Here is a 24,941-nt window from a genome sequence, read left to right as displayed (position 1 = left end):
GGAGACGGCTGTGGCCCGGCACCGCCCCCGGAGGGGTGGGCCGGGCCACGGGCCGGGAGGCGTTACGCCTTGCGGAGGCGGAACGTCAGGGACAGGGACTCGTCCGTGAACGGGTCGCCGTACGCGGCATCGGCCTCACCCGCCGCGAAGTCCGTCGCCAGGACCTCGTCCGAGATCAGCGCCGCGTGATCCGTGAGGGCCGTCACGACCTCCGGGTCCGCGGAGGACCACCGCAGGGCGATGCGGTCCGCCACGTCGAGACCGGAGTTCTTCCGGGCCTCCTGGATCAGGCGGATCGCGTCACGCGCCAGGCCCGCCAGCCGCAGCTCCGGGGTGATCTCCAGGTCGAGGGCGACCGTCGCACCCGAGTCCGACGCCACCGACCAGCCCTCGCGCGGGGTCTCCGTGATGATGACCTCCTCCGGGGAGAGGGAGATCTCCTCACCGTTCAGCGTGATCGTCGCCGAACCGGAGCGCAGCGCCAGCGACAGCGCCGCCGCGTCCGCGGCGGCCACGGCCTTCGCGACGTCCTGCACGCCCTTGCCGAAGCGCTTGCCCAGCGCCCGGAAGTTCGCCTTGGCCGTGGTGTCCACCAGCGAGCCGCCGACCTCGGACAGGGAGGCCAGGGAGGAGACGTTCAGCTCCTCCGTGATCTGCGCCTGGAGCTCCGGGGAGAGGGCGTCGAAGCCCACCGCACCGACCAGCGCGCGCGACAGCGGCTGGCGGGTCTTGACCCCGGACTCGGCACGGGTCGCCCGGCCCAGCTCGACCAGGCGGCGCACCAGCAGCATCTGCTGCGACAGGGCCGGGTCGATCGCCGAGGCGTCGGCCACCGGCCAGGTGGACAGGTGCACCGACTCCGGGGCGTCCGGGGCGACCGGGACGACCATGTCCTGCCAGACCCGCTCCGTGATGAAGGGCGTGAGCGGGGCCATGAGCCGGGTCACCGTCTCCACCACGTCGTGCAGCGTCCGCAGCGCGGCCGCGTCGCCCTGCCAGAACCGGCGGCGCGAGCGGCGCACGTACCAGTTCGACAGGTCGTCCACGAACGCGGAGAGGAGCTTGCCCGCGCGCTGGGTGTCGTAGGCCTCCATGGCCTCCGTGACCTCGGAGACGAGGGTGTGGAGCTCGGAGAGCAGCCAGCGGTCCAGGACCGTGCGGTCGGCCGGCGCCGGGTCGGCGGCGGACGGCGCCCAGTTCGACGTACGGGCGTACAGGGCCTGGAAGGCGACCGTGTTCCAGTACGTGAGGAGCGTCTTGCGGACGACCTCCTGGATCGTGCCGTGGCCGACGCGCCGCGCCGCCCACGGGGAGCCGCCGGCCGCCATGAACCAGCGCACCGCGTCCGCGCCGTGCTGGTCCATGAGCGGGATCGGCTGGAGGATGTTGCCCAGGTGCTTGGACATCTTGCGGCCGTCCTCGGCGAGGATGTGGCCCAGGCAGACCACGTTCTCGTACGAGGACTTGTCGAAGACGAGGGTGCCGACCGCCATGAGGGTGTAGAACCACCCGCGCGTCTGGTCGATGGCCTCCGAGATGAACTGCGCCGGGTAGCGCTTCTCGAAGATCTCCTTGTTCTTGTACGGGTAGCCCCACTGCGCGAACGGCATCGAACCCGAGTCGTACCAGGCGTCGATGACCTCGGGCACGCGGACCGCGGTGTGCGCGCAGCCCTCCGCCGTGCAGGGGAAGGTGACGTCGTCGATGTACGGGCGGTGCGGGTCCAGGGACGAGTGGTCCTGGCCGGACAGCTCCGACAGCTCGGCGCGGGAGCCGACGCAGGTCAGGTGGTCGTCCTCGCAGCGCCAGATCGGCAGCGGGGTGCCCCAGTAGCGGTTGCGGGAGAGCGCCCAGTCGATGTTGTTGTTGAGCCAGTCGCCGAAGCGGCCCTGCTTGACCGACTCGGGGAACCAGTTGGTCTTCTCGTTCTCCCGCAGCATCGCGTCCTTGACGGCGGTGGTGCGGATGTACCAGGACGGCTGCGCGTAGTAGAGCAGCGCCGTGTGGCAGCGCCAGCAGTGCGGGTAGCTGTGCTCGTAGGCGATGTGCTTGAAGAGCAGGCCGCGCGCGTCGAGGTCGGCGGTCAGCTTCTCGTCGGCCTTCTTGAAGAAGACGCCGCCGACGAGCGGGACCTCCTCCTCGAAGGTGCCGTCGGCGCGGACCGGGTTCACGACCGGCATGCCGTACGCGCGGCAGACCGCGAGGTCGTCGGCGCCGAAGGCCGGGGCCTGGTGGACGAGACCGGTGCCGTCCTCGGTGGTGACGTACTCGGCGTTGACCACGTAGTGGGCGGCCTCGGGCTCCGGGAACTCCACGAGCGCGAAGGGGCGCTCGTACGTCCAGCGCTCCATCTCCTTGCCCGTGAAGCTCTGGCCGGTGGCCTCCCAGCCCTCGCCGAGCGCCTTCTCCAGCAGCGGCTGGGCGACGACGAGCTTCTCCTCGCCGTTGGTGGCCACGACGTACGTGACCTCCGGGTGCGCCGCGACGGCGGTGTTCGAGACCAGGGTCCAGGGAGTGGTGGTCCACACGACCAGCGCCGCCTCGCCGGCGAGCGGGCCGGAGGTCAGCGGGAAGCGGACGTAGACGGAGGGGTCGACGACCGTCTCGTAGCCCTGGGCCAGCTCGTGGTCGGACAGGCCGGTACCGCAGCGCGGGCACCAGGGGGCCACGCGGTGGTCCTGGACCAGCAGGCCCTTGTTGAAGATCTCCTTCAGCGACCACCAGACGGACTCGACGTACTCCGGGTCCATGGTCCGGTACGCGTCGTCCAGGTCGACCCAGTAGCCCATGCGGGTCGTGAGCTCGGTGAACGCGTCGGTGTGGCGGGTCACGGACTCGCGGCACTTGGCGTTGAACTCGGCGATGCCGTACGCCTCGATGTCCTGCTTGCCGTTGAAGCCGAGTTCCTTCTCGACGGCCAGCTCGACGGGCAGGCCGTGGCAGTCCCAGCCGGCCTTGCGGGCCACGTGGTAGCCGCGCATGGTGCGGAAGCGGGGGAAGACGTCCTTGAAGACGCGGGCCTCGATGTGGTGCGCGCCGGGCATGCCGTTCGCGGTGGGCGGGCCCTCGTAGAAGACCCACTCGGGGCGGCCCTCGGACTGCTCCAGCGTCTTGGCGAAGGTCTTGCTCTCGCGCCAGAAGTCGAGGACGGCGTGCTCGAGGGCGGGCAGGTCGACCTGGGCGGGTACCGGGCGGTACTGCGGCGGTGTGGTCATGAGGCTGAACTCTTCCTCCGGCGGTGTGTCACTTCCGTCCGGAGGGACGAGAGCGTCTGCTGCTCCCGCGGTACCACCCTCCTTGGCCTCCGGACGGGTCCGGCGGCCCCCTCATTGGGGTGCGAAGCCGGTTCTACTCGCCGTACGGGGATCCGTGCGGGCTTTCTTCCGGCGGCTCCGGGGTGATCCTTCACGTCGCGCTCGCCCCCGGGCTCTCACCGTCCCCGGGTCGCTCCTGGCTGCGTCCGACGCTACTCGTCCCCATCCATGCCTTTCGCTGCGCCCAGTGTAAGGGCCGGGGGGCCGGTCGGCAGACCGGTTTCGCGGGGGCGGGCGGCGCGCCGCGGGGCGGGTTCCGGCGTGACCCGGATGGGCTGACGGGCCGGTCCGGGATCCACTGGGGCGGGTGGGGCGGATTACGGGGCTCCCCGCTGGGCACAACGGATGCAGGTTGAGCTCGACGGACGCGTGCCCCGTTGCCGTGGGGTCGGAGGCGATTTATCGTTCCGGCACGATCTGCGAACAAGATCACAGTATGTGAAAAGGGGCCGCGGCCATGGTGGCGAAGAAGACGGCGAAACAGGAGGTGGCCGGGGCCGCGGCCGAAGCGGCCGCCGCCGGGAGGGCCACGGCCGGGGCGGCTCCGGCCAAGGCGTCCCGGTCCGCGAAGGCCTCCGGCGAGGAGGCGAGGGCCGGGGCGGCAGCGGCCGAGCGGGCTGCGGCCACGAAGGCTCCGGCCAGGAAGGCTGCGACTAAGAAGGCTGCGGCCAAGAAGGCTCCGGCCGACAAGGCTTCGGCCAAGGAGGCTGCGACCAAGAAGGCTGCGGCCAAGAAGGCTCCGGCCACGAAGGCTGCGACCGACAAGGCTTCGGCCGAGCGTGCTCCGGCCAAGAAGACTGCGGCTACGAAGACTGCGGCTACGAAGGCTGCGGTCAAGAAGGCTCCGGCCACGAAGGCCGTGGCCCGGAAGGCTTCGGCCAGGACGGCGGCCGCCGAGAAGGCTCCGGCCCAGCGGGCCACGGCCAAGGCGGCTCCGGCCGGGAAGGCCGCGGCCGAGGCGGCCGGCGCCGGTGCGGCGGTGGCCGAGCGCACCACGAGCAAGGCCGCGGCCAAGACGGCCGCGTCCGAGGGGGCGGCCCCGGCCGCGCGGAAGACGGGAGCTCGGAAAGTGGTTGCCAAGAAGACTGCGGGTACGGCCAGGAAGACGGCCGGGACCGCCACCAGCGGGCTCCCCAAGGTGAAGGCCGCCGCGGCCACGGCCCCCGGCGAGCTCGCCGTCCGCGAGGGGGAGGACCCCTGGACCGCCGGGGAGGTCGCCGAGGCGCGGGCGGAGCTGGAGAGCGAGGTGCTGCGGCTGCGTGCCGAGCTGGACGCCTCCGAGGTGGCCATCTCGGGCCTGATGCGGGATTCGGGCGACGGCGCGGGCGACGACCAGGCCGACACCGGCACCAAGAACATCACCCGGGAGTCCGAGCTCGCCCTGGCCGCGAACGCCACCTCGATGCTGGAACAGACCGAGCGGGCCCTGGAACGGCTGGAGGCGGGCACGTACGGGCTCTGCGAGAACTGCGGGCGGCCCATCGGCAAGGCGCGCATGCAGGCCTTCCCGAGGGCCACGCTGTGCGTGGACTGCAAGCAGAAGCAGGAACGCAGGCACTAGCCAGGACCTACGCCCACTGACGTACTCTCGTGTCTCGTCGGGATCCATTTCCCGTACCTGGTTCGAGCTAGTTCGAGGGACTCACGTGGCAGAGGCGGAGCGCATCATCGGTATGCCGGAAGTCGGGGACGACGCCGAGCCGCAGTCGGAGAACGCCGCGCCCCGGGGGCGCAGGCGGATCGCGGCGCTGCTGATCGTGGCGGTACTCGCGTACCTCCTCGACCTCGGCAGCAAGATGGTGGTCGTGGCCAAGCTGGAGCACCAGCCGCCGATCGAGATCATCGGGGACCTGCTGAAGTTCTCCGCGATCCGCAACCCCGGCGCCGCCTTCGGCTTCGGCGAGGCCTTCACGATCATCTTCACGATGATCGCGGCGACCGTGATCGTGGTGATCGTCCGGCTGGCCCGCAAGCTGTACAGCCTGCCGTGGGCGATCGCCCTGGGTCTGCTGCTGGGCGGTGCGCTGGGCAACCTCACCGACCGGATCTTCCGGTCGCCGGGCGTCTTCCGGGGTGCGGTGGTCGACTTCATCGCGCCGGCCCACTTCGCCGTGTTCAACCTCGCGGACTCGGCGATCGTGTGCGGCGGGATCCTGATCGTCGTGCTGTCCTTCAAGGGCCTGGACCCGGACGGCACCGTCCACAAGGACTGATCGCCGAGCCCGGGCGGGCGTCCTCGTCTGCCGAGTCCTGCATACTCGACAGGTGAGTACGATTCCCGAGATCCGCACCCTGCCCGTTCCCGATGGCCTCGAAGGCGAGCGCGTCGACGCCGCCATCGCCCGTATGTTCGGCTTCTCCCGGACGAAGGCGGCCGAGCTGGCGGCGGAGGGGAAGGTCTCGGTCGACGGCAGCGTCGTCGGCAAGTCCGAGCGCGTCCACGGCGGCGCCTGGCTCGAGGTCGAGATGCCGGCCCCGCCGCGGCCCGTCGAGCTCGTGGCCGAGCCCGTGCCCGGCATGGAGATCATCCACGACGACGACGACGTCGTGGTCATCATGAAGCCGGTCGGCGTCGCCGCCCACCCCAGCCCCGGCTGGACCGGCACCACCGTCATCGGCGGCCTCGCCGCCGCCGGCTACCGGATCTCCACCTCCGGTGCCTCCGAGCGCCAGGGCATCGTCCACCGCCTCGACGTCGGCACCTCCGGCCTGATGGCCGTGGCCAAGTCCGAACGCGCGTACACCTCGCTGAAGAACCAGTTCCGCGAGCGCGTGGTCGACAAGCGCTACCACGCCCTGGTGCAGGGCCACCCGGACCCGATGAGCGGCACGATCGACGCGCCCATCGGGCGCCACCCGAGCGCCGACTACAAGTGGGCGGTGACCCAGGACGGCAAGGCCTCGGTCACGCACTACGACCTCATCGAGGCCTTCCGGGCCGCGTCCCTGCTGGACATCAAGCTGGAGACCGGGCGCACGCACCAGATCCGCGTGCACATGTCCGCGCACCGGCACCCGTGCGTCGGCGACCTGACGTACGGGGCCGACCCGACCGTCGCGAAGCGGCTCGGCCTGACCCGGCAGTGGCTGCACGCGGTACGGCTCGGCTTCGAGCACCCGGCCGACGGGCAGTGGGTGGAGTTCGAGAGCGGCTACCCGGCCGACCTGCAGCACGCGCTGGACGTGATCCGGGCCGAGAGCCAGTGACTTCCGTCTCCGGCGTCCGCGTGAGGGTGGCCTCCTCCGAGGCCGACCTCGCGGCCTGCCGCGCCGTGCGGACCGAGGTGTTCGTGGTGGAGCAGGCCGTGCCGGAGTCGGTCGAGTACGACGCGTACGACGCCGTCGCGCTGCACGTGCTGGCCGTCGGCCCGGACGGGGAGCCGCTGGGCACCGGCCGGCTGCTGCACGGGCCACGGGCCCTGGCCAAGACGGGCTCACCGGAGGTCGGCTCCCTGGGCCGGCTGGCCGTACGCGAGTCCGCGCGCGGACTCGGCGTCGGGGTGGCGCTGGTCCGCGCGATCGAGGCGGAGGCCGCCCGCCTCGGGCTGGCCGCGGTGGACCTGGGCGCGCAGACGCACGCGCTGGGCTTCTACGAGCGGCTGGGGTACGAGGCGTACGGGCCGGAGTTCGAGGACGCGGGCATCCCGCACCGGGCGATGCGGCGCCGCCTGCCGTAGCGGGCCGGGGGGCTGTGCTGGGCTCGCCCCTCCCCGCCGTTCGATCCTGCGCCGGGACGCCGCCCCGGACCCCCCTTGCGGGAGCTCTGCCCCGGGTGCCCGCGCCTCGGCGCGGACGGAGCCCGCGCGCCCCTGCGCGGGAGCCGCGCGGCGGGCTGACAGGGTGGGGGCGTGGATCAGCTCGCTCTGCTCTTCGTGCTGCTGCTCGGGGCCGTGGTGACCGTACCCCTCGGGGACCGGCTCGGGTTGCCCGCGCCCGTGCTCATGACCCTCGGCGGGGCCGGCCTGGCGGTGGTGCCGGCCGTGCCCGACGTCGACGTCCCGCCCGAGTTCATCCTGCCGCTGGTGCTGCCGCCCCTGCTGTACGCCTCCGCGCAGCGGACCTCCTGGCGGCAGTTCGCCGCGAACGTCCGCCCCATCCTGCTGCTGGCCGTGGCCCTGGTCTTCGTGACCACCGCCGCCGTGGCCGGCGTCGCGCACGCCGTCGTGCCCGGGCTGCCGCTGGCCGCCGCCGTGGCCCTGGGCGCGCTCGTCGCGCCGCCCGACCCCGTCGCCGCGACCGCCGTGGCCGGGGCGCTCGGGCTGCCGCGCCGGCTGGTGTCGATCCTGGAGGGCGAGGGCCTGTTCAACGACGTCACCGCCATCGTGCTCTACCACGTGGCCGTGGCCGCCGCCGTGAGCGGCAGTTTCTCCTGGCCCGACGCGCTCGGGGACTTCGTCCTGTCCGCGGTGGTGGCGGTGGCCGTCGGGCTGGCGCTCGGCTGGGCGACGAACCGGCTGATGGGCCGGCTCGGCGAGGCCACCCTCCGGATCGGGCTGACGCTGCTGGTGCCGTTCGTGGCGTACGTGGTGGCGGAGGAGCTCCGGGGCTCGGGGGTGCTGGCCGTGCTGACGACGGCCCTGTTCCTCGCCGAGTACGCCGGCGACGCCGACGACGTGCTGGGGCGCCTCGCGGGGCACACCTTCTGGGAGATCGTCGACATGCTGGTCACCGGGGCGGCGTTCGGGCTGATCGGGCTGGAGCTGCACAACGTCTTCGGGGTGGCCTCGGGCCGCGAGGCGGCCATGGCGGGCTGGGCGGCGGTCGTGGTCGCGGTGGTGGTCGGGGTACGGCTGCTCTGGCTGCTGCCGGCGGGCTGGCTGGCGAAGAGGCTCCACCGGCGCCGCGACTACGCGGAGGAGATCCCGCTGAGCTGGCGGGAGAGCCTCGTGATGTGGTGGGCCGGGATGCGCGGGGTGGCCTCGGTGGCCCTGGCCCTGGCGCTGCCCCTGCGCACGGACTCCGGCGAGCCCTTCCCCGCGCGGGACGAGATCGTCTTCATCGCCTTCGCGGTGATCATGACCACGCTGGTGGTGCAGGGGCTCACCCTGCCGTGGCTGGTGCGCCGGCTGGGGGTGGAGGCGGACACGGACGCGGCGCGGGAGACCGAGCGGAAGCTGGCGCTGCGCGCGGCGAGGGCGGCGAAGCGGCGGCTCAAGCAGATCGAGGAGGTCGAGGACCTCCCGGAGGACCTGGTCGAGGTCCTGTACCGGCGCGCGTACGACGTCGGGGCGAGGATCAGCCCCGACCTGGTCGACGAGGAGCGGCGGGAGGCCTACGCGAAGCGGGTGGAGCGGATCCGCGACGTCCAGCGCATCCAGCGGGAGATGATGTCCGCCGCCCGGCACGAGGTCCTCGCGGCGCGCAGCGAACCGGGCTCCGACCCGGAGATCGTCGACCGGGTCCTGCGTCACCTGGACGTCCGCAGCCTGCGCAGCCCGTAGTCCGGTCAGCGCTCCTTCGGGGCGACGGCCAGCAGCAGCCGGACGTACGGGGACCAGCGGGCGCGCCGGGCCGGGCGCTCGGCCCGGTCGAGGCTGTCCTCCAGCAAGGCGTCGTGCAGCCAGCGGTAGGCCAGGGGCCAGCTCAGCCGGGCGAGGCCGGTGACCCGCATCGAAAGGGTGTGCCGCAGCACCGTGCGCTGCCCGTCCACGGGCAGGACGGCGTACTCGTGGAAGCCGTGGAACCCGCGCGGACCGGTGAAGGCGAAGCGGATCCAGGTCCCCGGGACGTACGCGGCCACCGTGTAGCGGACCGGCCCGTGCCCGCCCTCCGCACCCGCCGACAGCGGGCGGTCGAATTCCATGGGGGACCAGGTGCGGTGCGGCCAGAGCCGGTCGGCGGTCCCGGCGGACAGCGAGTCGAGGAGGGCCCCGGCCTCGGCGGCGCCCATCGGCAGCAGCCGTTCGTGCACGTTGTGGACGGGCATGGGTGCGCACGCTCCTTCAATTGGAGGGATCTCTCTAATTGATGTGGAGAGTACTCTCCGATTCATGCCGAGACCAGCCCGCTTCGACACCGGCGAACTCCTCGACGCCGCCGTCCTCCTCGCCGCCGCCGGCGGCCCGGCGGCCGTCACGATGTCCGCCGTCGCCCAGGCCGTGGGCGCGCCCAGCGGGTCCGTGTACCACCGATTCCCCGGGCGCCCCGCGCTGCTCGCCGAGGTGTGGCTGCGCACCGTCGAGGGCTTCCAGGAGGGCTACCTCGCCGCGCTCGACGGCGATCCCGACCCGCGGCGGGCCGCCCGGGCCGGCGCCCGGCACGTCGTCGCCTGGTGCCGGGTCCGCCCCCGGGAGGCGGCGCTGCTCCTGTACGGCGCCGAGGAGTTCGGCCGCTCCGGCTGGTCCGAGGAGCACCGCGAGCGCGCCGACCGGGGCAACGGGCGGGTCTTCGCCCGCCTCGGCGAACTCGGGGAGGCGCTCGGCGCGACCGGTCCCGAGGGCCTGGACCGGATCGCCCTGGCGCTGGTGGACCTGCCGCTCGCCGTGGTCCGCCGCCCCCTGCGGGCGGGCCTGCCGCTGCCCCCGCACGCCGAGGACCTCGCGGAGGAGTCCGCGGCGGCCCTGCTGGGCTAGGGGGTGTCCGAAGGCGTCTCGGGCCGGGCCGCCTCGGCCGTCATGACGCGGGGGAGGGCGTAGGGGTGGTGGGCGGCCAGCCAGCCGATCAGCTGCTCGCGGACCGCGCAGCGCACGGTCCACACGTCGTCGGCGTCCTTCGCGGTGACGACCGCGCGCACCACGATGGTGTGCGGTGTGGTGTCCGTCACGGCCAGGCTGCCGGTGCGGCCGTCCCATTCGGGGATGTCCTTGAGCAGTTCCGCGAGCTTGTCCCGCATCAGGGCGACCGGCGCGGAGTGGTCCAGGTGCCAGAAGACGGTGCCGGTCATCTGGGCGCCGCCGCGCGACCAGTTCTCGTACGGCTTGGCGGTGAAGTACGAGACCGGCATCGTGATCCGGCGCTCGTCCCAGGTGCGGACCACCAGGAAGGTCAGGGTGATCTCCTCGACCTTGCCCCACTCCTTGTCCACGACCACGGTGTCCCCGATCCGCACGGTGTCCCCGAAGGCGATCTGCAGTCCGGCGAAGAGGTTGCCGAGGGAGGCCTGCGCGGCGATGCCGGCGACGATGCCCAGCACCCCGGCGGACGCCAGCACCGAGGCGCCGACCGTGCGCATCGGCGGGAAGGTCAGCAGCATCGCGGCGGCGGCGACCACCACGGCCACGGCCGTCAGGACGCGCTGGATCAGGGTGACCTGGGTGCGGACCCGGCGCACGCGCGCGTCGTCGGGGGAGGCGGCGGCGTAGCGGGCGTAGGTGGCCTCGACGACCGCCGCGGCGATGCCGACGAGCAGCCAGGCCGTCGAGGCGATCTGCACCAGGGTCAGGGCGTGGCCCACTCCGGCCGCGTGGCCGGGCAGCACGCCCGCGGGGCGGTAGGAGGCCTGGAGCACGGCGGTGCCGAGGACGAGCCGGAAGGGCAGGCGGCAGCGGCGCAGCAGGCCCCACAGCGGGGTCTCCGGGTGCCGGGCGTCGGCCCGGCGCAGCAGCAGGTCGAGCAGCCAGCCGGCGATCAGGGTGAGGACCAGCGCGGCGAGGACGACCGCGGCGGGACGCAGAACGTTGTCCATCTCCATGGTGGAGAACGTATCCACGGGGCGCCCCGGGACTCCTCCTTTCCGTGCGAATGGCACGATGGAGGGCATGAACATCATGCTCTTCCATTCGACGTACGGGCTGCGGCCCGCGGTCCTCGACGCGGCCGACCGGCTGCGCGCGGCCGGGCACCGGGTCCAGGTGCCGGACCTCTTCGAGGGCCGTACGTTCGCCACGTTCGAGGAGGGCGCGGCCTACCAGGAGGAGGTGGGCCGCGACGAGCTGCTGAAGCGGGCGGTGCTGGCGTCCGCGCCGTTCTCCGACGAGGGGCTGGTGTACGCGGGCTTCTCCTTCGGCGGCTCCGTCGCGCAGCACCTGGCGCTGGCCGACGACAAGGCGCGCGGGCTGCTGCTCCTGCACGGCACGGCGGACCTGGACGAGGGTGCCTCGGCGGACGAGCTGCCGGTGCAGCTGCACATCGCCGACCCGGACCCGTACGAGACGCACGACTGGCTGACGGCCTGGTACCTGCGGATGCGGCGGGCCGGGGCGGACGTGGAGGTGCACGGCTACGCGGGCGCGGGGCACCTGTTCACGGACCCGGAGCTGGAGGACTACGACGCCGGGGCGGCGGAGGAGGCCTGGAGGACCGCGCTGGCGTTCCTCGACACGCTGTAGGACGCGGGGATGCCCCCGGCGCGCGGGGCGCCGGGGGCATCGCCTTGGGTGCGGAGAGCCGGGGGATCAGCCGCGGTAGGCGGTCCACATGCTCTTCATGCGCGAGACCTGGCCCGCGGAGAACTGGTACATGCAGGCGTCGTACGTGTAGTCCATGAAGTTGTGGATCGGGTCGACGCCGGCCTTGCTGGCGCAGGAGTCGCGGCCGGTCGGGCACTCGAAGGCGGCGCTCTTCTCGGCCGGGGTGTCGGAGACGGAGTCGCCGCTTCCGTTACAGCCGCCCTGGAAGGTGTGGTAGAGGCCCATCCAGTGGCCGACCTCGTGGGTGGCGGTGTCGCCCTCGTTGTAGTTGGCGGCGGAGCCGCCGGGCAGCGAGGTGTTGAGGAGGACCACGCCGTCCATCTTGGGCTGGGAGGCGTAGGAGCTCGGGAAGGTCGCCCAGCCGAGCAGGCCGCCGCCGAGGTTGGCCGTGTAGATGTTGAGCGCGTTCTTGTCGCCCTTGCGCAGGGCGTTCTTCATGTCCTTCTCGGCCTGGCTGCCGCTGGAGACGTTGTACCAGGAGGCGTTGTCCGTGTAGTCGGTGCCGGCCAGGGTGAACTGGAAGCCGGAGTCGACGTTGCCGGTGCCCTGGCCGCTGTAGGCGGCGTTGAGGACGGCGATCTGGTTGTTGATCTCCGTGGCGGTCAGCTTCCCGGTGGTGCCGGAGTGGATGACGTGGACGTAGACCGGGACGTTCGTGGCGGCGGCGACCGCGGAGACGGAGGCCTCGCCGGAGCCGAAGACCTGCTGCGGGGACAGCTGGATCTGGGAGAGCTTCTTCTTCAGGTCGGCGTCCATGGCCTTGACCTCGGCCTCGCTGACCTCGTTGGGCTCGGCGGCGTGGTCGTGCTTGGGCTTGGCGACGCGGGCGTTGGCCGGGGCGGAGCCCTCCTCGGCGCAGACCTCGGCGCCGGTCTGGTGGGCGGCCGCGGCGACCGTGGTGGGGGCGGTCAGCGGGGCGAAGGCCAGGGTGGAGGCCAGGACGGCCGTACCCATGAGGCGGCGGCGGAGAAGGGGGGATATGCGGGCAGCGGCGCGCACGGTGACTCCTCGGCAAGCGTGGTGGGGGGTGAGGGATTTCCTCACGCTGGCCGGAAGTTTATGTGTGCATGTCATCGAGATGGCAAGTACTCGTAGGTTAAAGATTTGTTGCCGATGTGACCGGTGGGACTCCTGGTCTGCACCAGGAGTCCCCTTCCGCGACAGATTTGACGGGGGGTCAGCGGACCGGCTGGTAGATCCGTTCCACCTTCTGGGTGCCGTTCAGCGTGCGGTACGAGCGGGCCCAGGAGGAGCTCGCGTCCTGCCGCCGCTTGTCCGAGATGACGTAGTAGTCCATCTGCGAGCGCTCGGCCGTCACGTCCAGTACGCCGTAGCCGTGCGAGTCCATGTCCAGCCACTTCACGTGCCAGTTCGCCGCCTTGATGGCGCCCTCCGCGACGACCGAGAGGGTGTGCGGCGCCACGTGCAGCATGTCGTCGATGTTGTCGGAGGTCACCGAGGTGACCACGAACTCGGTGGCCGCGGTCCCCGAACCCGGGTACGTCGCCATGTTCACCGGGACCTCGTTCGCCCACGCCATGTGGATGTCGCCGGTCAGGAACACCGTGTTCTTGACGTTCCGGTCCTTCAAGTGGCCCAGGAGTTCCTTGCGATCGTCCGTGTAGCCGTCCCACTGGTCGGTGTTGACCGCGATCCCGCCCTCGGGCAGGCCCAGCAGGTGCGCGAGCGGCTTCATCAGGTGCGCCGGCAGCGAGGCGAAGGCCACCGGCGAGATCATCACCGAGGTGCCGACCAGCTTCCAGGTCGCGTTCGAGGCCGCCAGGCCGGACTTGAGCCAGTCCAGCTGCGCGCGCCCGGTCAGGGTGCGCTCCGGGTCGTCCACCGAGCCGCTGCCGGTCTTGGCCTGCTCGGAGCGGAAGGAGCGCAGGTCCAGCAGGTGCAGGTCGGCGAGGGTGCCGAACTGCAGGCGACGGTACACGGTACCCGCGATGGAGGGGCGTACGGGCATCCACTCGAAGTACGCCTGCTTGGCGGCGGCCGCGCGCGCCGCCCAGTCGCCCTCGGTGCCCGCCGTGTGGTTCCCGGCCCCGTCGGACCAGGAGTTGTCCGCGAACTCGTGGTCGTCCCAGATGGCGACGACCGGGTGGGCCGCGTGCAGCGCCTGGAGGTCGCCGTCCGTCTTGTACTTGCCGTGCCGGGTGCGGTAGTCGGAGAGCGAGACGATCTCGTTCTTCGGCTCGTGCTGGCGTACGACGTACTTCGCCTCGGGGTAACCGCCGGTCTGGTACTCGTAGATGTAGTCGCCCAGGTGCAGCACCGCGTGCAGGTCGGTACGGGCGGCCAGGTGGCGGTACGCGGAGAAGTAGCCGGACTCCCAGTTGGCGCAGGAGACCACGCCGAAGCGGATGCCGGGCGTGGTCGAGTCGGCCGCCGGGGCGGTCAGGGTGCGGCCGGCGGGGGAGACGGCGGTGCCGGCGGTGAACCGGTACCAGTAGGGGGTCTGCGGCCGCAGGCCGCGCACGTCGGCCTTGACCGTGTGGTCGGCGGCGGCGGTCGCGGTGACGGAGCCGCTCGCGACGACGCGGGAGAAGGCCTTGTCCTCGGCCACCTCCCAGCGCACCGCGGTGGCCGGGCCCAGACCGGAGCCGGGCACCGCCTCGGGGGAGGGGGTGACGCGGGTCCAGAGCAGGACGCCGTCGGGCAGCGGGTCGCCCGAGGCGACGCCGTGGAGGAACGCGGGCGCGGCCTCCGCGGCGTGGGCCGACGGGGCGCCGAGGGTGGTGATCGGCGCGAGTGCGGCCGTGGCCGCGGCGGCCAGGACGACCGTACGGCGGCGCGGGTGTGAAGGGGTGAGATGACTGGTCACGGCCGATCATATTACTGACCGGTACGTGGCTGGGAACAGCCACGGAACGGCAACGGGCGGACGAACTCCGAGAGTTCGCCCGCCCGTTGTGACGGTCCGGCGTTATGACCGGATCTGTCGGGTCATCAGCCCGCCAGGGCCTTGTCGATCGCCGCCGTGAAGGCCTCCGGCGTCGCCGGGGTCTCGATCTTCTTGCCGTCCATCTTCAGTGTGGGGGTGCCCGTCACACCGGACTTGTCGAACGCATTCGACATCTCCAGCGCCCACCGGTCGTACGTGCCGTCCTGGACCGCCTTCTTGAACTCGGCGTTGTCCTTCAGCGCCGGAACCGTGTCCGCGACCTTCAGCAGGTAGTCGTCCTTGGCGAAGGCGTCGTTCGTCTCCTCGGGGTGCAGGGCCTTCGAGTAGAGCGCCCCCTTGTAGTCGAGGAAGGCCTCCGGGCTCACGTTCAGCGCCGCGCCCAGCGCGCTCAGGGCGTTCTTCGAACCCTCGCCCTTGACGCCGTTGTCGATGAAGGTGGCGCCGAAGTACCGGAGCTTGAACTTGCCCGCCTCCACGTCCTTCTTGACCTGCTCGCCGACCGCCTGCTCGAAGGAGGCGCAGGCCGGGCAGCGCGAGTCCTCGTACAGCTCCAGGGTCTTCTTCGCCTCGGGCTTGCCGATGACCACGGTCAGGCCGTCCTCGCCCGTGGTGTTCTTCGGCTTGACCAGCACGGCATCGGCGGCCTTGTCCCAGTAGCCCGGCTCGTTGGCCTGGACGACCGCGTAGCCGACGCCGCCGGCCAGTGCCAGGACGCCGACGACCGCGCCGGCCACGACCAGCTGCCGGCGGGCCTTGTCCTTCTTCGCCTGCCGCTCGCGCTCGACGCGCAGCTTCTCGCGGGCGGCGGCCTTGTTCTGCTGGCTGTTGCGTGCACTCATGGTGATCTCCGTGGGACGGGGAGGGGTAGGGGGGTACTGCCGTACGTGCTCAGGCGCCCGCGAGCGCCCCACGTACGGGAGGACCCCGCCGGCCCACGGAATGCGCCGGGAAGCGGGTACGGGCCACCGCGCCGCGGAACACCGGCCGCAGCGCCCGCCCGGCCCGCCCGGGGACCCCCCCGGCCGAGGCCGCCGCCAGCAGCAGCGGCCGGAACGCGAAGGCGGCGACCGCCCGCAGCAGCCGCACGAGGGCCCGCTCGCCGTGCCGCAGCCACGCGGCGGCCGCCAGCCCGACGGCGACGTGCGCGCCGAGCAGCAGCCACGGCGTCCACGGCCCGGGCGAGGCCAGCAGCGCCGCCGGATCCCCGGCCGGCCCGGCCACCTCGGTCAGCGGCCCGCCCACCGGCGTGCCGCCGCACAGCGCGTCCAGGCCCAGCGCGCGCAGCGGCCCGGAGACCGGCCCGCCCGCCGGGCCGTAGCAGAGGTGCTGCCCGGCGGTGAAGACGGTGTCGGCCGCCAGCTCCAGCGGCACCAGCAGCCCGGCGATCGGGCCGAAGCCGCGCTCCCGGCCGGCCAGTGCGAAGGCGATCGTGAAGACCCCGGCGAAGGCGCCCGCGACCAGGGCGGGCGGCAGCGGGACCTGGGACATGAGCACGTGGGAACCGGCCGAGAGCAGCACGACGAGCGCGCTGAACAGCGCGGCCCGCAGCCCCCGGATCCTCACCCCTGATATGTCCATCGCCGCGAGTCTGCCATGAGTTCCTGTGGAAGAGGGGTCCGGGTCCTGTGAATCAAGGCCCCGGACCCCTCGCGTCCCACGGATTACGACATGATCCGGCCGTTGCGGAACAGGTCCACGAAGATCTGGTGGTCGGCGCGGGCGCGGGCCCCGTAGGCGTGGGCGAAGTCGACCAGCAGCTCCGGGAAGCCCTCCTCGTCGCCGGCGATCACCGCGTCGATGGCCCGCTCGGTGGAGAACGGCACCAGCGACTGCCCGCTCTCGGCCTCGTCGGCCGAGGCGTGCATCGTCGCCGTGGCCCGGCCCAGGTCCGCGACCACCGCCGCGATCTCCTCCGGGTCGTCCAGGTCCGACCAGTCCAGGTCCACCGCGTACGGGGAGACCTCCGCGACCAGCTGGCCGGTCCCGTCCAGCTCGGTCCAGCCCAGCCACGGGTCGGCGTGCGCCTGGAGGGCCCGCTGGGAGATCACCGTGCGGTGGCCCTCGTGCTGGAAGTACTCCCGGACCGCCCGGTCGGTGATGTGCCGGGACACGGCCGGGGTCTGCGCCTGCTTGAGGTAGATCACGACGTCGTTCTCCAGGGCGTCGCTGTGCCCCTCCAGCAGGATGTTGTACGAGGGCAGGCCCGCCGAGCCGATGCCCACGCCCCGGCGTCCCACCACGTCCTTGACCCGGTAGGAGTCCGGGCGCACCAGGGACTCCTCGGGCAGGGTCTCCAGGTAGCCGTCGAAGGCGGCCAGCACCTTGTACCGGGTGGCCGCGTCCAGCTCGATCGCCCCGCCGCCGGAGCTGAAGCGGCGCTCGTGGTCGCGGATCTCGGTCATCGAGTCCAGCAGGGAGAAGCGGGTGCGGGCCCGGGCCGCGCGCAGGGCCCCCAGCAGGGCTCCGTCGGCGGTGTCCAGGGTGAAGGAGGGGACCTCCTCGTGCTTGGCGCCCGCGGCCAGCTGGTGGATGCGCTCCCGGTAGGCGGCCGCGTACGTCCGCACCAGCGAGCTGATCTGCTCGTCGCTGAGGGCCTTGGTGTAGCCGATCAGGGCGACGGAGGCGGCGAAGCGCTTGAGGTCCCAGGTGAAGGGGCCGACGTACGCCTCGTCGAAGTCGTTCACGTTGAACACCAGCCGGCCGTTGGCGTCCATGTACGTGCCGAAGTTCTCGGCGTGCAGGTCGCCGTGGATCCAGACCCGGCCGGTGCGCTCGTCCAGGTAGGGCCCGCCGTGGCGGTCGCGCTCCAGGTCGGCGTAGAAGAGGCAGGCGGTGCCCCGGTAGAAGGCGAACGCCGAGGCCGCCATCTTCCGGAACTTGACCTGGAAGGCGGCGGGGTCGGCGGCGAGCAGCCGGCCGAATGCGGTGTCGAACACATCGAGTATCTGCTCGGCGCGCTGCTCGTCGGTGGTCTCGGTGACCGCCATGGCGGATGCCTCCTGGTGCACGGGGTGGTACGGCTTCTGACCGACTGGACGCCGGGCCGGTCTTCCTGGTTCTGCGACTTCTGCAACGCCCGACCGTACCCGTCGGTGCCCCGGCTCTGTCACTCGTGGGACGTAGGATTCGTAGCTGCCGCCCCTCTCTCCCCCGGAGGCCCCCACCGTGACCAAGACGCCGTTCACGCACCTGCACGTCCACACCCAGTACTCGCTGCTGGACGGTGCCGCGCGGCTGAAGGACATGTTCGCTGCCTGCAATGAAATGGGCATGACGCACATCGCCATGTCCGACCACGGCAACCTCCACGGGGCGTACGACTTCTTCCACTCCGCGCAGAAGGCCGGGATCACCCCGATCATCGGCATCGAGGCGTACGTGGCCCCCGAATCCCGGCGCAACAAGCGCCGCATCCAGTGGGGCCAGCCCCACCAGAAGCGGGACGACGTCTCCGGCTCCGGCGGCTACACCCACAAGACGATCTGGGCGGCGAACGCCACCGGCCTGCACAACCTCTTCCGGCTGTCCTCCGACGCGTACAAGGAGGGCTGGCTCACGAAGTGGCCGCGCATGGACAAGGAGACCATCAGCCAGTGGTCGGAGGGCCTGATCGCCTCCACCGGCTGCCCCTCCGGCGAGCTCCAGACGCGTCTGCGCCTCGGACAGTTCGACGAGGCCCTGAAGTCGGCCTCCGAGTACCAGGACATCTTCGGCAAGGACCGCTACTTCCTGGAGCTGATGGACCACGGCATCGAGATCGAGCGCCGGGTCCGCGACGGCCTCCTGGAGATCGGCAAGAAGCTCGGCATCCCCCCGCTGGTCACGAACGACTCGCACTACACGTACGCGCACGAGGCCGGCGCCCACGACGCCCTGCTGTGCATCCAGACCGGCAAGAACCTCTCGGACCCCGACCGCTTCCGCTTCGACGGCTCCGGCTACTACCTCAAGTCGACCGACGAGATGTACGCGATCGACTCCTCGGACGCCTGGCAGGAGGGCTGCGCCAACACGAAGCTGGTCGCGGACCAGATCGACACCGAGGGCATGTTCACCTTCCGGAACCTGATGCCGAAGTTCGACATCCCGGACGGCTACACCGAGGTCACCTGGTTCCGCGAGGAGACCATGCGGGGCATGCACCGCCGCTTCCCCGGCGGGATCCCCGAGGACCGCATGAAGCAGGTCGAGTACGAGATGGACACGATCATCTCGATGGGCTTCCCGGGCTACTTCCTCGTGGTCGCCGACTTCATCATGTGGGCCAAGAACCAGGGGATCGCGGTGGGCCCCGGCCGCGGCTCCGCGGCCGGCTCGATCGTCGCGTACGCCATGGGCATCACCGACCTCGACCCGATCCCGCACGGCCTGATCTTCGAGCGCTTCCTCAACCCCGAGCGCGTCTCCATGCCCGATGTCGACATCGACTTCGACGAGCGTCGGCGCGTCGAGGTGATCCGGTACGTGACCGAGAAGTACGGCGAGGACAAGGTCGCCATGATCGGCACTTACGGCACCATCAAGGCCAAGAACGCGATCAAGGACTCCGCGCGCGTCCTCGGCTACCCCTACGCCATGGGCGACCGGCTCACCAAGGCCATGCCCGCCGACGTCCTCGGCAAGGGCATCCCGCTCTCCGGCATCCTCGACCCCTCGCACCCCCGCTACGGCGAGGCCGGCGAGATCCGCGGGATGTACGAGAACGAACCCGACGTGAAGAAGGTCATCGACACCGCCCGCGGCGTCGAGGGCCTGGTCCGCCAGATGGGCGTGCACGCCGCCGGCGTGATCATGTCCAGCGAGAGGATCACCGACCACGTGCCCGTCTGGGTGCGGCACACCGACGGCGTCACCATCACCCAGTGGGACTACCCGAGCTGCGAATCGCTCGGCCTGCTGAAGATGGACTTCCTCGGCCTGCGCAACCTCACGATCATGGACGACGCCGTCAAGATGGTGAAGGCCAACAAGGGGATCGACATCGACCTCCTGGCCCTCCCGCTCGACGACCCCAAGACCTTCGAGCTGCTCCAGCGCGGCGACACCCTCGGCGTCTTCCAGTTCGACGGCGGGCCCATGCGCTCCCTGCTGCGCCTGATGAAGCCCGACAACTTCGAAGACATCTCCGCCGTGTCCGCGCTTTACCGCCCGGGCCCGATGGGCATGAACTCGCACACGAACTACGCCCTGCGCAAGAACAAGCAGCAGGAGATCACCCCGATCCACCCCGAGCTGGAGAAGCCGCTCGAAGAGGTCCTCGCGGTCACCTACGGCCTGATCGTCTACCAGGAGCAGGTCCAGAAGGCCGCCCAGATCATCGCCGGGTACTCCCTCGGCGAGGCCGACATCCTGCGCCGTGTCATGGGCAAGAAGAAGCCCGAGGAACTGGCGAAGAACTTCACGATCTTCCAGGAGGGCGCCCGCAAGAACGGCTACACCGACCAGGCCATCCAGGCCCTCTGGGACGTCCTGGTCCCCTTCGCCGGCTACGCCTTCAACAAGGCCCACTCGGCCGCCTACGGACTCGTCTCCTACTGGACCGCCTACCTCAAGGCGAACTACCCCGCCGAGTACATGGCGGGCCTGCTCACCTCGGTCAAGGACGACAAGGACAAGTCCGCGATCTACCTGAACGAATGCCGGCGCATGGGCATCAAGGTGCTCCCGCCGAACGTGAACGAGTCCGAGTCCAACTTCGCCGCCCAGGGCGACGACGTGATCCTCTTCGGCCTCACCGCCGTGCGCAACGTCGGCCAGAACGTCGTCGACTCGATCATCAAGACCAGGAAGTCCAAGGGGAAGTACTCCTCCTTCCCCGACTTCCTCGACAAGGTCGAGGCCGTCGTCTGCAACAAGCGCACCGTCGAGTCGCTGATCAAGGCCGGCGCCTACGACGAGATGGGCCACACCCGCAAGGGCCTGGTCGCCCACCACGAATCGATGATCGACAACGTGGTCGCGGTCAAGCGCAAGGAGGCCGAGGGACAGTTCGACCTGTTCGGCGGAATGGGTGACGAGGACGGCGGCGACGAGCCCGGCTTCGGCCTCGACGTGGAGTTCTCCGACGTCGAGTGGGAGAAGTCCTACCTGCTCGCCCAGGAGCGCGAGATGCTCGGCCTCTACGTCTCCGACCACCCGCTCTTCGGCCTGGAGCACGTCCTGTCCGACAAGACGGACGCCGGCATCTCCCAGCTCACCGGCGGCGAGCACTCCGACGGCGCCGTCGTCACCATCGGCGGCATCATCTCGGGCCTCCAGCGCAAGATGACCAAGCAGGGCAACGCCTGGGCCATCGCCACCGTCGAGGACCTCGCCGGCTCCATCGAGTGCATGTTCTTCCCCGCGACCTACCAGCTCGTCTCCACCCAGCTGGTCGAGGACACCGTCGTCTTCGTCAAGGGCCGCCTCGACAAGCGCGAGGACGTCCCCCGCCTGGTCGCCATGGAGATGATGGTCCCCGACCTCTCCTCGGCCGGCACCAACGCCCCCGTCGTCCTCACCATCCCCACGGTCAAGGTCACCCCGCCGATGGTGACCCGTCTGGGCGAGATCCTGCGCCACCACAAGGGCAACACCGAGGTGCGGATCAAGCTCCAGGGGCCGCGCACCACCACCGTGCTGCGCCTCGACCGCCACCGCGTCCAGCCCGACCCGGCCCTCTTCGGCGACCTCAAGGTGCTGCTCGGCCCCTCCTGCCTGGCCGGCTAGCCCGTACGGGGGACGGGAGCGCGGGGCGCGGGAGCGAAGGGCGCGGGAGCGCGGCGCGCGCACGCGCGTACGGAAGGGCCCGGCCGGCGACTGTGCCGGCGGGCCCTTCCGTCGCCGCGCGGAGGCGTCAGTTGTGACCGAAGCGCTTCTGCTTGCTCTTGTGCGCCATGTCCAGCGGGCTCGGCGACTGAGAGGGGCGCTCTTCCGGCGAGGCCTCGGTCGAACTCCGCTCCTGGGCGGACGAACGCTGCTGCTGCTTCGCGGGCTGCTTCTGGTTCTTGTTCTTGGCCATGGAATGCCTCCGTGGGGGTAGTAGGGGCCAGGGCCGCCTTCACACTCACACACCCCCACAAACCACGCATTTTGGATCATTGCCGTGCGTAGCGGCGGCCTTCGCGCCGTCCCCGGCGAGATCCGCCACGCCGTTGATCGAGTTCCGGCCGTCAACACCCTTGCGGTCGGGCAGACTCGGGGAAAACCTGTCGAGGACCCCCACGGAAGAGGGTGGAACACGTGGACCGCTGCGTCGTCCTGGTGGACGCCGGATACCTGCTGGGCGCCGCCGCGAGCCTCCTCGCCGGAGAACCCTCCCGCTCCCGCATCACCGTCGACCACTCCGCCCTCATCCAGGGCCTGCGCGAACGCGCCGAAGCCGACACCCAGCAGCCCCTCCTGCGGATCTACTGGTTCGACGGAGCCCCCGACCGGGTCCCCCAGCCCGAACACCGCCGCCTGCGCGTCATGTCCCGCGTCACCGTCCGGCTCGGCGCCCTGACCCGCAGCGACGGCCGCTGGGCGCAGAAGGGCGTCGACGCCGCGATGCACGCCGAACTCACCGAACTCGCCCGCAACCGCGCCTGCTCCGACGTGGTCCTCGTCACCGGGGACGGCGACCTGCTCCCCGGGCTGATGTCCGCCAAGGAACACGGCGTCGCCGTCCACCTGTGGGCCGTACAGGCCGCCGACGGCGACTACAACCAGTCCGAGGACCTCGTCGCCGAGGCCGACGAGCGCCGCGTCCTCGACCGCGCCTGGATCACCCGCGCCGTCCGCGCCCGCGACCTCGCCGGACTCTGCGCCCCGCCGCCCGCACCCCGCCCCGAGATCGCCGCGATCCTCTCCGCGCCCCTGCCCGAGGCCGCCCTCGCCGAAGCCGCCCGCAACGGCGCCCCCGCCACCCCCGGGGACCGCCCGAACGGAGCACCCGTCCCGGCGCCCGCCACCGAAGGCGCCAAACCCGTCCCCACCCCCAAGGACCTCGCCGCACTGCGCGGCCCCGCCCCGGCCCCCGCCGCCTCCGCCGCCCAGAGCACCCCCAGCCCCGCTGGCAGCGCCCTGCGCTGGTCCTCCGACAAGGGCTGGATCGACCGCGCCGGCCCCCTCGGCGAACCCGCCGAGACCGCCTCCCTGCCCACCCTCGCCCAGCTCACCAGCGCCGAGCAGCGCTGGGCCGACCGCGAGGAGGACATCACCACCGTCGGAGGCGACCCCTTCGAAGTCGGCCAGGTCTTCGCCCGCCGCTGGATGGAACGCCTCCCCGAGGCCGCCCACCTGCAGAAACTGGCCACCATGTACCCGCGCGTCCCGCACCGCATCGACGGGGAGCTGCTGCGCTACGCCGCCCGCTTCGGGCTCCTCGCCCACAAGGACGACCAGATCGACGAGCACGACCGCTACGCCATCCGCGCCGGGTTCTGGCGGGAGATCGACGTGCGCGCCGCAGCCGAGCACGTCGGCGGCCCGACGGCCCCCGTCCCCGGGGCCGCGATGACCCCGGCGGCCGAGTAGGGCCGGAAGCCGCGTAGGCTGCTCCCTCGTGAGTACGGGCACAGCACAGGCAGGACCAACCACGTCGGCGGCCGCCGGAGCCGCGCCCGACGTGGTCTGCGCGGTGCGTGACCTGGTCAAGACGTACCCCGCCGTACGCGGCCGGCGCGGGGCTCCCGCCCTGCCCGAGACCCGGGCCAACGACGGCATCTCCCTGGAGGTCCGGCGCGGCGAGGTCTTCGGCCTGCTCGGCCCCAACGGCGCGGGCAAGTCCACCCTGGTCCGCCAGCTCACCGGCCTGCTGCGGCCCGACTCCGGCTCGGTGACCCTGCTCGGCCACGACCTCGTACGCCACCCCGGACGGGCCTCCCGGCTCCTCGCCTACCTCGGCCAGGAGTCCACCGCCCTCGACGAGCTCACCGTCGCCCTGGCCGCCGAGACCACCGGCCGGCTGCGCGGGCTCGGCCTGCGCGAGGCACGGGCCGCGCGGGACGCCGTACTGGAGGAGCTCGGACTCACCGAGATCGCCGCGCGCCCCCTCAAGAAGCTCTCCGGCGGACAGCGCCGGCTCGCCTGCTTCGCCACCGCGCTGGTCGGGGAGCGGCCGGTCCTCGTCCTCGACGAGCCCACGACCGGCATGGACCCGGTCGCCCGGCGGGCCGTCTGGGAGGCCGTGGACCGGCGGCGCCTGAGCCAGGGCGCCACCGTCCTGCTCGTCACCCACAACGTCATCGAGGCCGAGACCGTCCTCGACCGGGTCGCCGTCGTCGACCAGGGCAAGGTCATCGCCTGCGACACCCCGGCCGGGCTCAAGGCCCAGGTGTCCGACGAGGTCCGCCTGGAGCTGGTCTGGCGCACCGCCGCGCCGCTCGACGTCCCCGAGGTCGCCGCGCTCGCCCCGCGGGCCGCCGAGTCCGGCCGTCGCTGGGTGCTGCGGCTGGGACAGGAAGAGGCCCGCGCGGCCGTCGCCGCCGTCACCGGCGGCCCGGCCTTCGCCGCCCTCGACGATTTCACGTTGGCCACGCCGAGCCTTGAGGACGTGTACCTCGCGCTGGGCGGCCGGATGAAGGGTCTGGTCAAGTCGTGACCACCGCTGCCGCCGCCCCCGCCGGGGTGCTGGCCCCCAGGGCGCGGCTGTTCCCCGCCCTCGCCGCCGTCTACCGGGCCCAGCTGTCCCGAGCACGGGTGGCCCGCATCCCCCTGCTGTTCGTCGCCACGTTCCAGTCCGTCGGGATCATGATCCTGATGCGGGGCGTCGTGGACGGCGGCTCGGAGGCCAGGGCCGTCGTCGCGGGCTCCTCCGTCCTCGTCGTCGCCTTCGTCGCGCTGAACCTGCTCGCGCAGTACTTCGGCCAGCTGCGGGCCGGCGGCGGCCTCGACCACTACGCCACCCTGCCGGTGCCGCCCGCCTCGGTGGTGCTGGGCGCGGCCGCCGCGTACGCCTCCTTCACCCTGCCGGGGACCCTCGTCACGGCCGTCTTCGGCTGTGTGCTGTTCGGCCTGCCGATGGGCGGGCTGTGGATCCTGGCCGCCGTCGTGCCCCTGGCCGGGGCCGCGCTCGCCGGGCTCGGCGCCGCGCTGGGGCTGCTCGCGCCGCGCCAGGAGCTGGCCACGCTGGCCGGGCAGCTCGGCATGTCGGCGGCGCTGCTGCTCGGCGTGCTGCCGGCCGAGCGGATGCCGGAGCCCATCGTGTGGGCGCGGGACCTGCTGCCGTCCACGTACGGGGTCGAGGCCTTCGCGGAGACCTTCGCCCCGCACCCCGACTGGGCGGCCGTCCTCCTCGACCTCGGCGTGTGCGCCGCCGTCGGCGTGCTGTCGCTGGCCGTGGCCACCTGGGCCTACCGGCGGGCCGCGGTCCGCTGACGCCGGCGGCCGCCGCACCTGGCACGATGTGGG

20 protein-coding genes are annotated in these 24,941 nt (G+C 71.9%); 11 read left to right on the top strand and 9 right to left on the bottom strand.

Going from position 1 to position 24,941, the window contains the following annotated elements; all coding sequences use genetic code 11:
• Positions 1-62: 62 nt before the first annotated feature.
• Positions 63-3,215, bottom strand: a complete 3,153-nt coding sequence (ileS, locus tag AC069X_RS12310; protein WP_478727772.1) for an isoleucine--tRNA ligase — start codon at positions 3,213-3,215, stop codon at positions 63-65.
• A gap of 556 nt (positions 3,216-3,771) precedes the next feature.
• Here ileS and AC069X_RS12305 point away from each other — a divergent pair.
• The 5 genes from AC069X_RS12305 to AC069X_RS12285 all read left to right on the top strand — a co-directional run bounded on the left by AC069X_RS12305 (position 3,772) and on the right by AC069X_RS12285 (position 8,755).
• Complete coding sequence (locus tag AC069X_RS12305) at positions 3,772-4,875, top strand: TraR/DksA family transcriptional regulator (RefSeq protein WP_478727770.1); 1,104 nt, start codon at positions 3,772-3,774, stop codon at positions 4,873-4,875.
• A gap of 85 nt (positions 4,876-4,960) precedes the next feature.
• Positions 4,961-5,527: a signal peptidase II gene (gene lspA / locus AC069X_RS12300; RefSeq protein ID WP_478727768.1), complete on the top strand. Its 567-nt coding sequence runs from the start codon at positions 4,961-4,963 to the stop codon at positions 5,525-5,527.
• Positions 5,528-5,579: 52 nt separating this feature from the next.
• Positions 5,580-6,521 (top strand): RluA family pseudouridine synthase, encoded by a 942-nt coding sequence (locus AC069X_RS12295; RefSeq protein WP_007263598.1) that lies wholly within the window; start codon positions 5,580-5,582, stop codon positions 6,519-6,521.
• Positions 6,518-6,991 carry a GNAT family N-acetyltransferase gene (locus tag AC069X_RS12290; RefSeq protein ID WP_478727766.1) on the top strand — a complete coding sequence of 158 codons (474 nt, stop codon included), beginning with the start codon at positions 6,518-6,520 and terminating at the stop codon, positions 6,989-6,991. The genes AC069X_RS12295 and AC069X_RS12290 overlap by 4 nt, the downstream gene beginning before the upstream one ends.
• Positions 6,992-7,162: 171 nt before the next feature.
• A complete protein-coding gene (locus tag AC069X_RS12285) occupies positions 7,163-8,755 on the top strand; it encodes a Na+/H+ antiporter (protein ID WP_478727764.1) in 1,593 nt (530 codons plus the stop codon).
• 5 nt (positions 8,756-8,760) lie between these two features.
• On the opposite strand, the gene AC069X_RS12280 is transcribed toward AC069X_RS12285, so the two are convergent.
• Positions 8,761-9,240 (bottom strand): SRPBCC family protein, encoded by a 480-nt coding sequence (locus AC069X_RS12280; protein WP_478727763.1) that lies wholly within the window; start codon positions 9,238-9,240, stop codon positions 8,761-8,763.
• 64 nt (positions 9,241-9,304) lie between these two features.
• Between AC069X_RS12280 and AC069X_RS12275 the strand changes: the two genes are divergently transcribed.
• Positions 9,305-9,886 (top strand): TetR/AcrR family transcriptional regulator, encoded by a 582-nt coding sequence (locus tag AC069X_RS12275; RefSeq protein WP_478727761.1) that lies wholly within the window; start codon positions 9,305-9,307, stop codon positions 9,884-9,886.
• Here the strand turns inward: AC069X_RS12275 and AC069X_RS12270 are convergent.
• The gene (locus tag AC069X_RS12270; protein WP_478728169.1) at positions 9,883-10,938 is read right to left on the bottom strand and encodes a mechanosensitive ion channel family protein; all 1,056 of its coding nucleotides are present in this window, start codon (positions 10,936-10,938) and stop codon (positions 9,883-9,885) included. The two genes, AC069X_RS12275 and AC069X_RS12270, sit on opposite strands and share 4 nt — an antisense overlap.
• 73 nt (positions 10,939-11,011) lie before the next feature.
• On the opposite strand from AC069X_RS12270, the gene AC069X_RS12265 reads away from it, so the two are divergent.
• Positions 11,012-11,581, top strand: a complete 570-nt coding sequence (locus AC069X_RS12265; RefSeq protein ID WP_478727759.1) for a dienelactone hydrolase family protein — start codon at positions 11,012-11,014, stop codon at positions 11,579-11,581.
• 66 nt (positions 11,582-11,647) lie between these two features.
• Here the strand turns inward: AC069X_RS12265 and AC069X_RS12260 are convergent, their stop codons facing one another.
• The 5 genes from AC069X_RS12260 to AC069X_RS12240 all read right to left on the bottom strand — a co-directional run bounded on the left by AC069X_RS12260 (position 11,648) and on the right by AC069X_RS12240 (position 17,557).
• Positions 11,648-12,616: a zinc metalloprotease gene (locus tag AC069X_RS12260; RefSeq protein WP_478728167.1), complete on the bottom strand. Its 969-nt coding sequence runs from the start codon at positions 12,614-12,616 to the stop codon at positions 11,648-11,650.
• A 223-nt stretch (positions 12,617-12,839) separates the two neighbouring features.
• Positions 12,840-14,489 (bottom strand): alkaline phosphatase D family protein, encoded by a 1,650-nt coding sequence (locus AC069X_RS12255; protein ID WP_478727757.1) that lies wholly within the window; start codon positions 14,487-14,489, stop codon positions 12,840-12,842.
• A gap of 125 nt (positions 14,490-14,614) precedes the next feature.
• Positions 14,615-15,409 carry a DsbA family protein gene (locus tag AC069X_RS12250; protein ID WP_478727755.1) on the bottom strand — a complete coding sequence of 265 codons (795 nt, stop codon included), beginning with the start codon at positions 15,407-15,409 and terminating at the stop codon, positions 14,615-14,617.
• A 49-nt stretch (positions 15,410-15,458) separates the two neighbouring features.
• Positions 15,459-16,148, bottom strand: a complete 690-nt coding sequence (locus AC069X_RS12245) for a hypothetical protein (RefSeq protein WP_478727753.1) — start codon at positions 16,146-16,148, stop codon at positions 15,459-15,461.
• A gap of 83 nt (positions 16,149-16,231) precedes the next feature.
• Positions 16,232-17,557 carry a DUF2252 domain-containing protein gene (locus AC069X_RS12240; RefSeq protein ID WP_478727751.1) on the bottom strand — a complete coding sequence of 442 codons (1,326 nt, stop codon included), beginning with the start codon at positions 17,555-17,557 and terminating at the stop codon, positions 16,232-16,234.
• Between the two features lie 178 nt (positions 17,558-17,735).
• On the opposite strand from AC069X_RS12240, the gene dnaE reads away from it, so the two are divergent.
• Positions 17,736-21,278, top strand: a complete 3,543-nt coding sequence (gene dnaE, locus AC069X_RS12235; RefSeq protein WP_478727749.1) for a DNA polymerase III subunit alpha — start codon at positions 17,736-17,738, stop codon at positions 21,276-21,278.
• A gap of 127 nt (positions 21,279-21,405) precedes the next feature.
• Here dnaE and AC069X_RS12230 read toward each other — a convergent pair whose 3' ends face one another.
• Complete coding sequence (locus tag AC069X_RS12230) at positions 21,406-21,570, bottom strand: hypothetical protein (protein ID WP_478727747.1); 165 nt, start codon at positions 21,568-21,570, stop codon at positions 21,406-21,408.
• Between the two features lie 212 nt (positions 21,571-21,782).
• On the opposite strand from AC069X_RS12230, the gene AC069X_RS12225 reads away from it, so the two are divergent.
• Genes AC069X_RS12225 through AC069X_RS12215 form a run of 3 tightly spaced genes read left to right on the top strand, consistent with a single transcriptional unit; the run spans position 21,783 to position 24,908 of the window.
• On the top strand, positions 21,783-23,066 hold the full coding sequence (locus AC069X_RS12225) for an NYN domain-containing protein (protein WP_478727745.1): 1,284 nt from the start codon (positions 21,783-21,785) through the stop codon (positions 23,064-23,066).
• Between the two features lie 28 nt (positions 23,067-23,094).
• Entirely contained in the window at positions 23,095-24,132 is a 1,038-nt protein-coding gene (locus AC069X_RS12220; RefSeq protein ID WP_478727743.1) for an ABC transporter ATP-binding protein, read from the top strand.
• Complete coding sequence (locus AC069X_RS12215; protein WP_478727742.1) at positions 24,129-24,908, top strand: ABC transporter permease; 780 nt, start codon at positions 24,129-24,131, stop codon at positions 24,906-24,908. The genes AC069X_RS12220 and AC069X_RS12215 overlap by 4 nt, the downstream gene beginning before the upstream one ends.
• Positions 24,909-24,941 lie beyond the last annotated feature (33 nt).

The sequence above is a fragment of the Streptomyces sp. NPDC043896 genome, assembly GCF_056435605.1.
The sequence above is the reverse complement of the archived record's forward strand: the minus strand, read 5'-3'. Positions and strand labels throughout refer to the sequence as shown.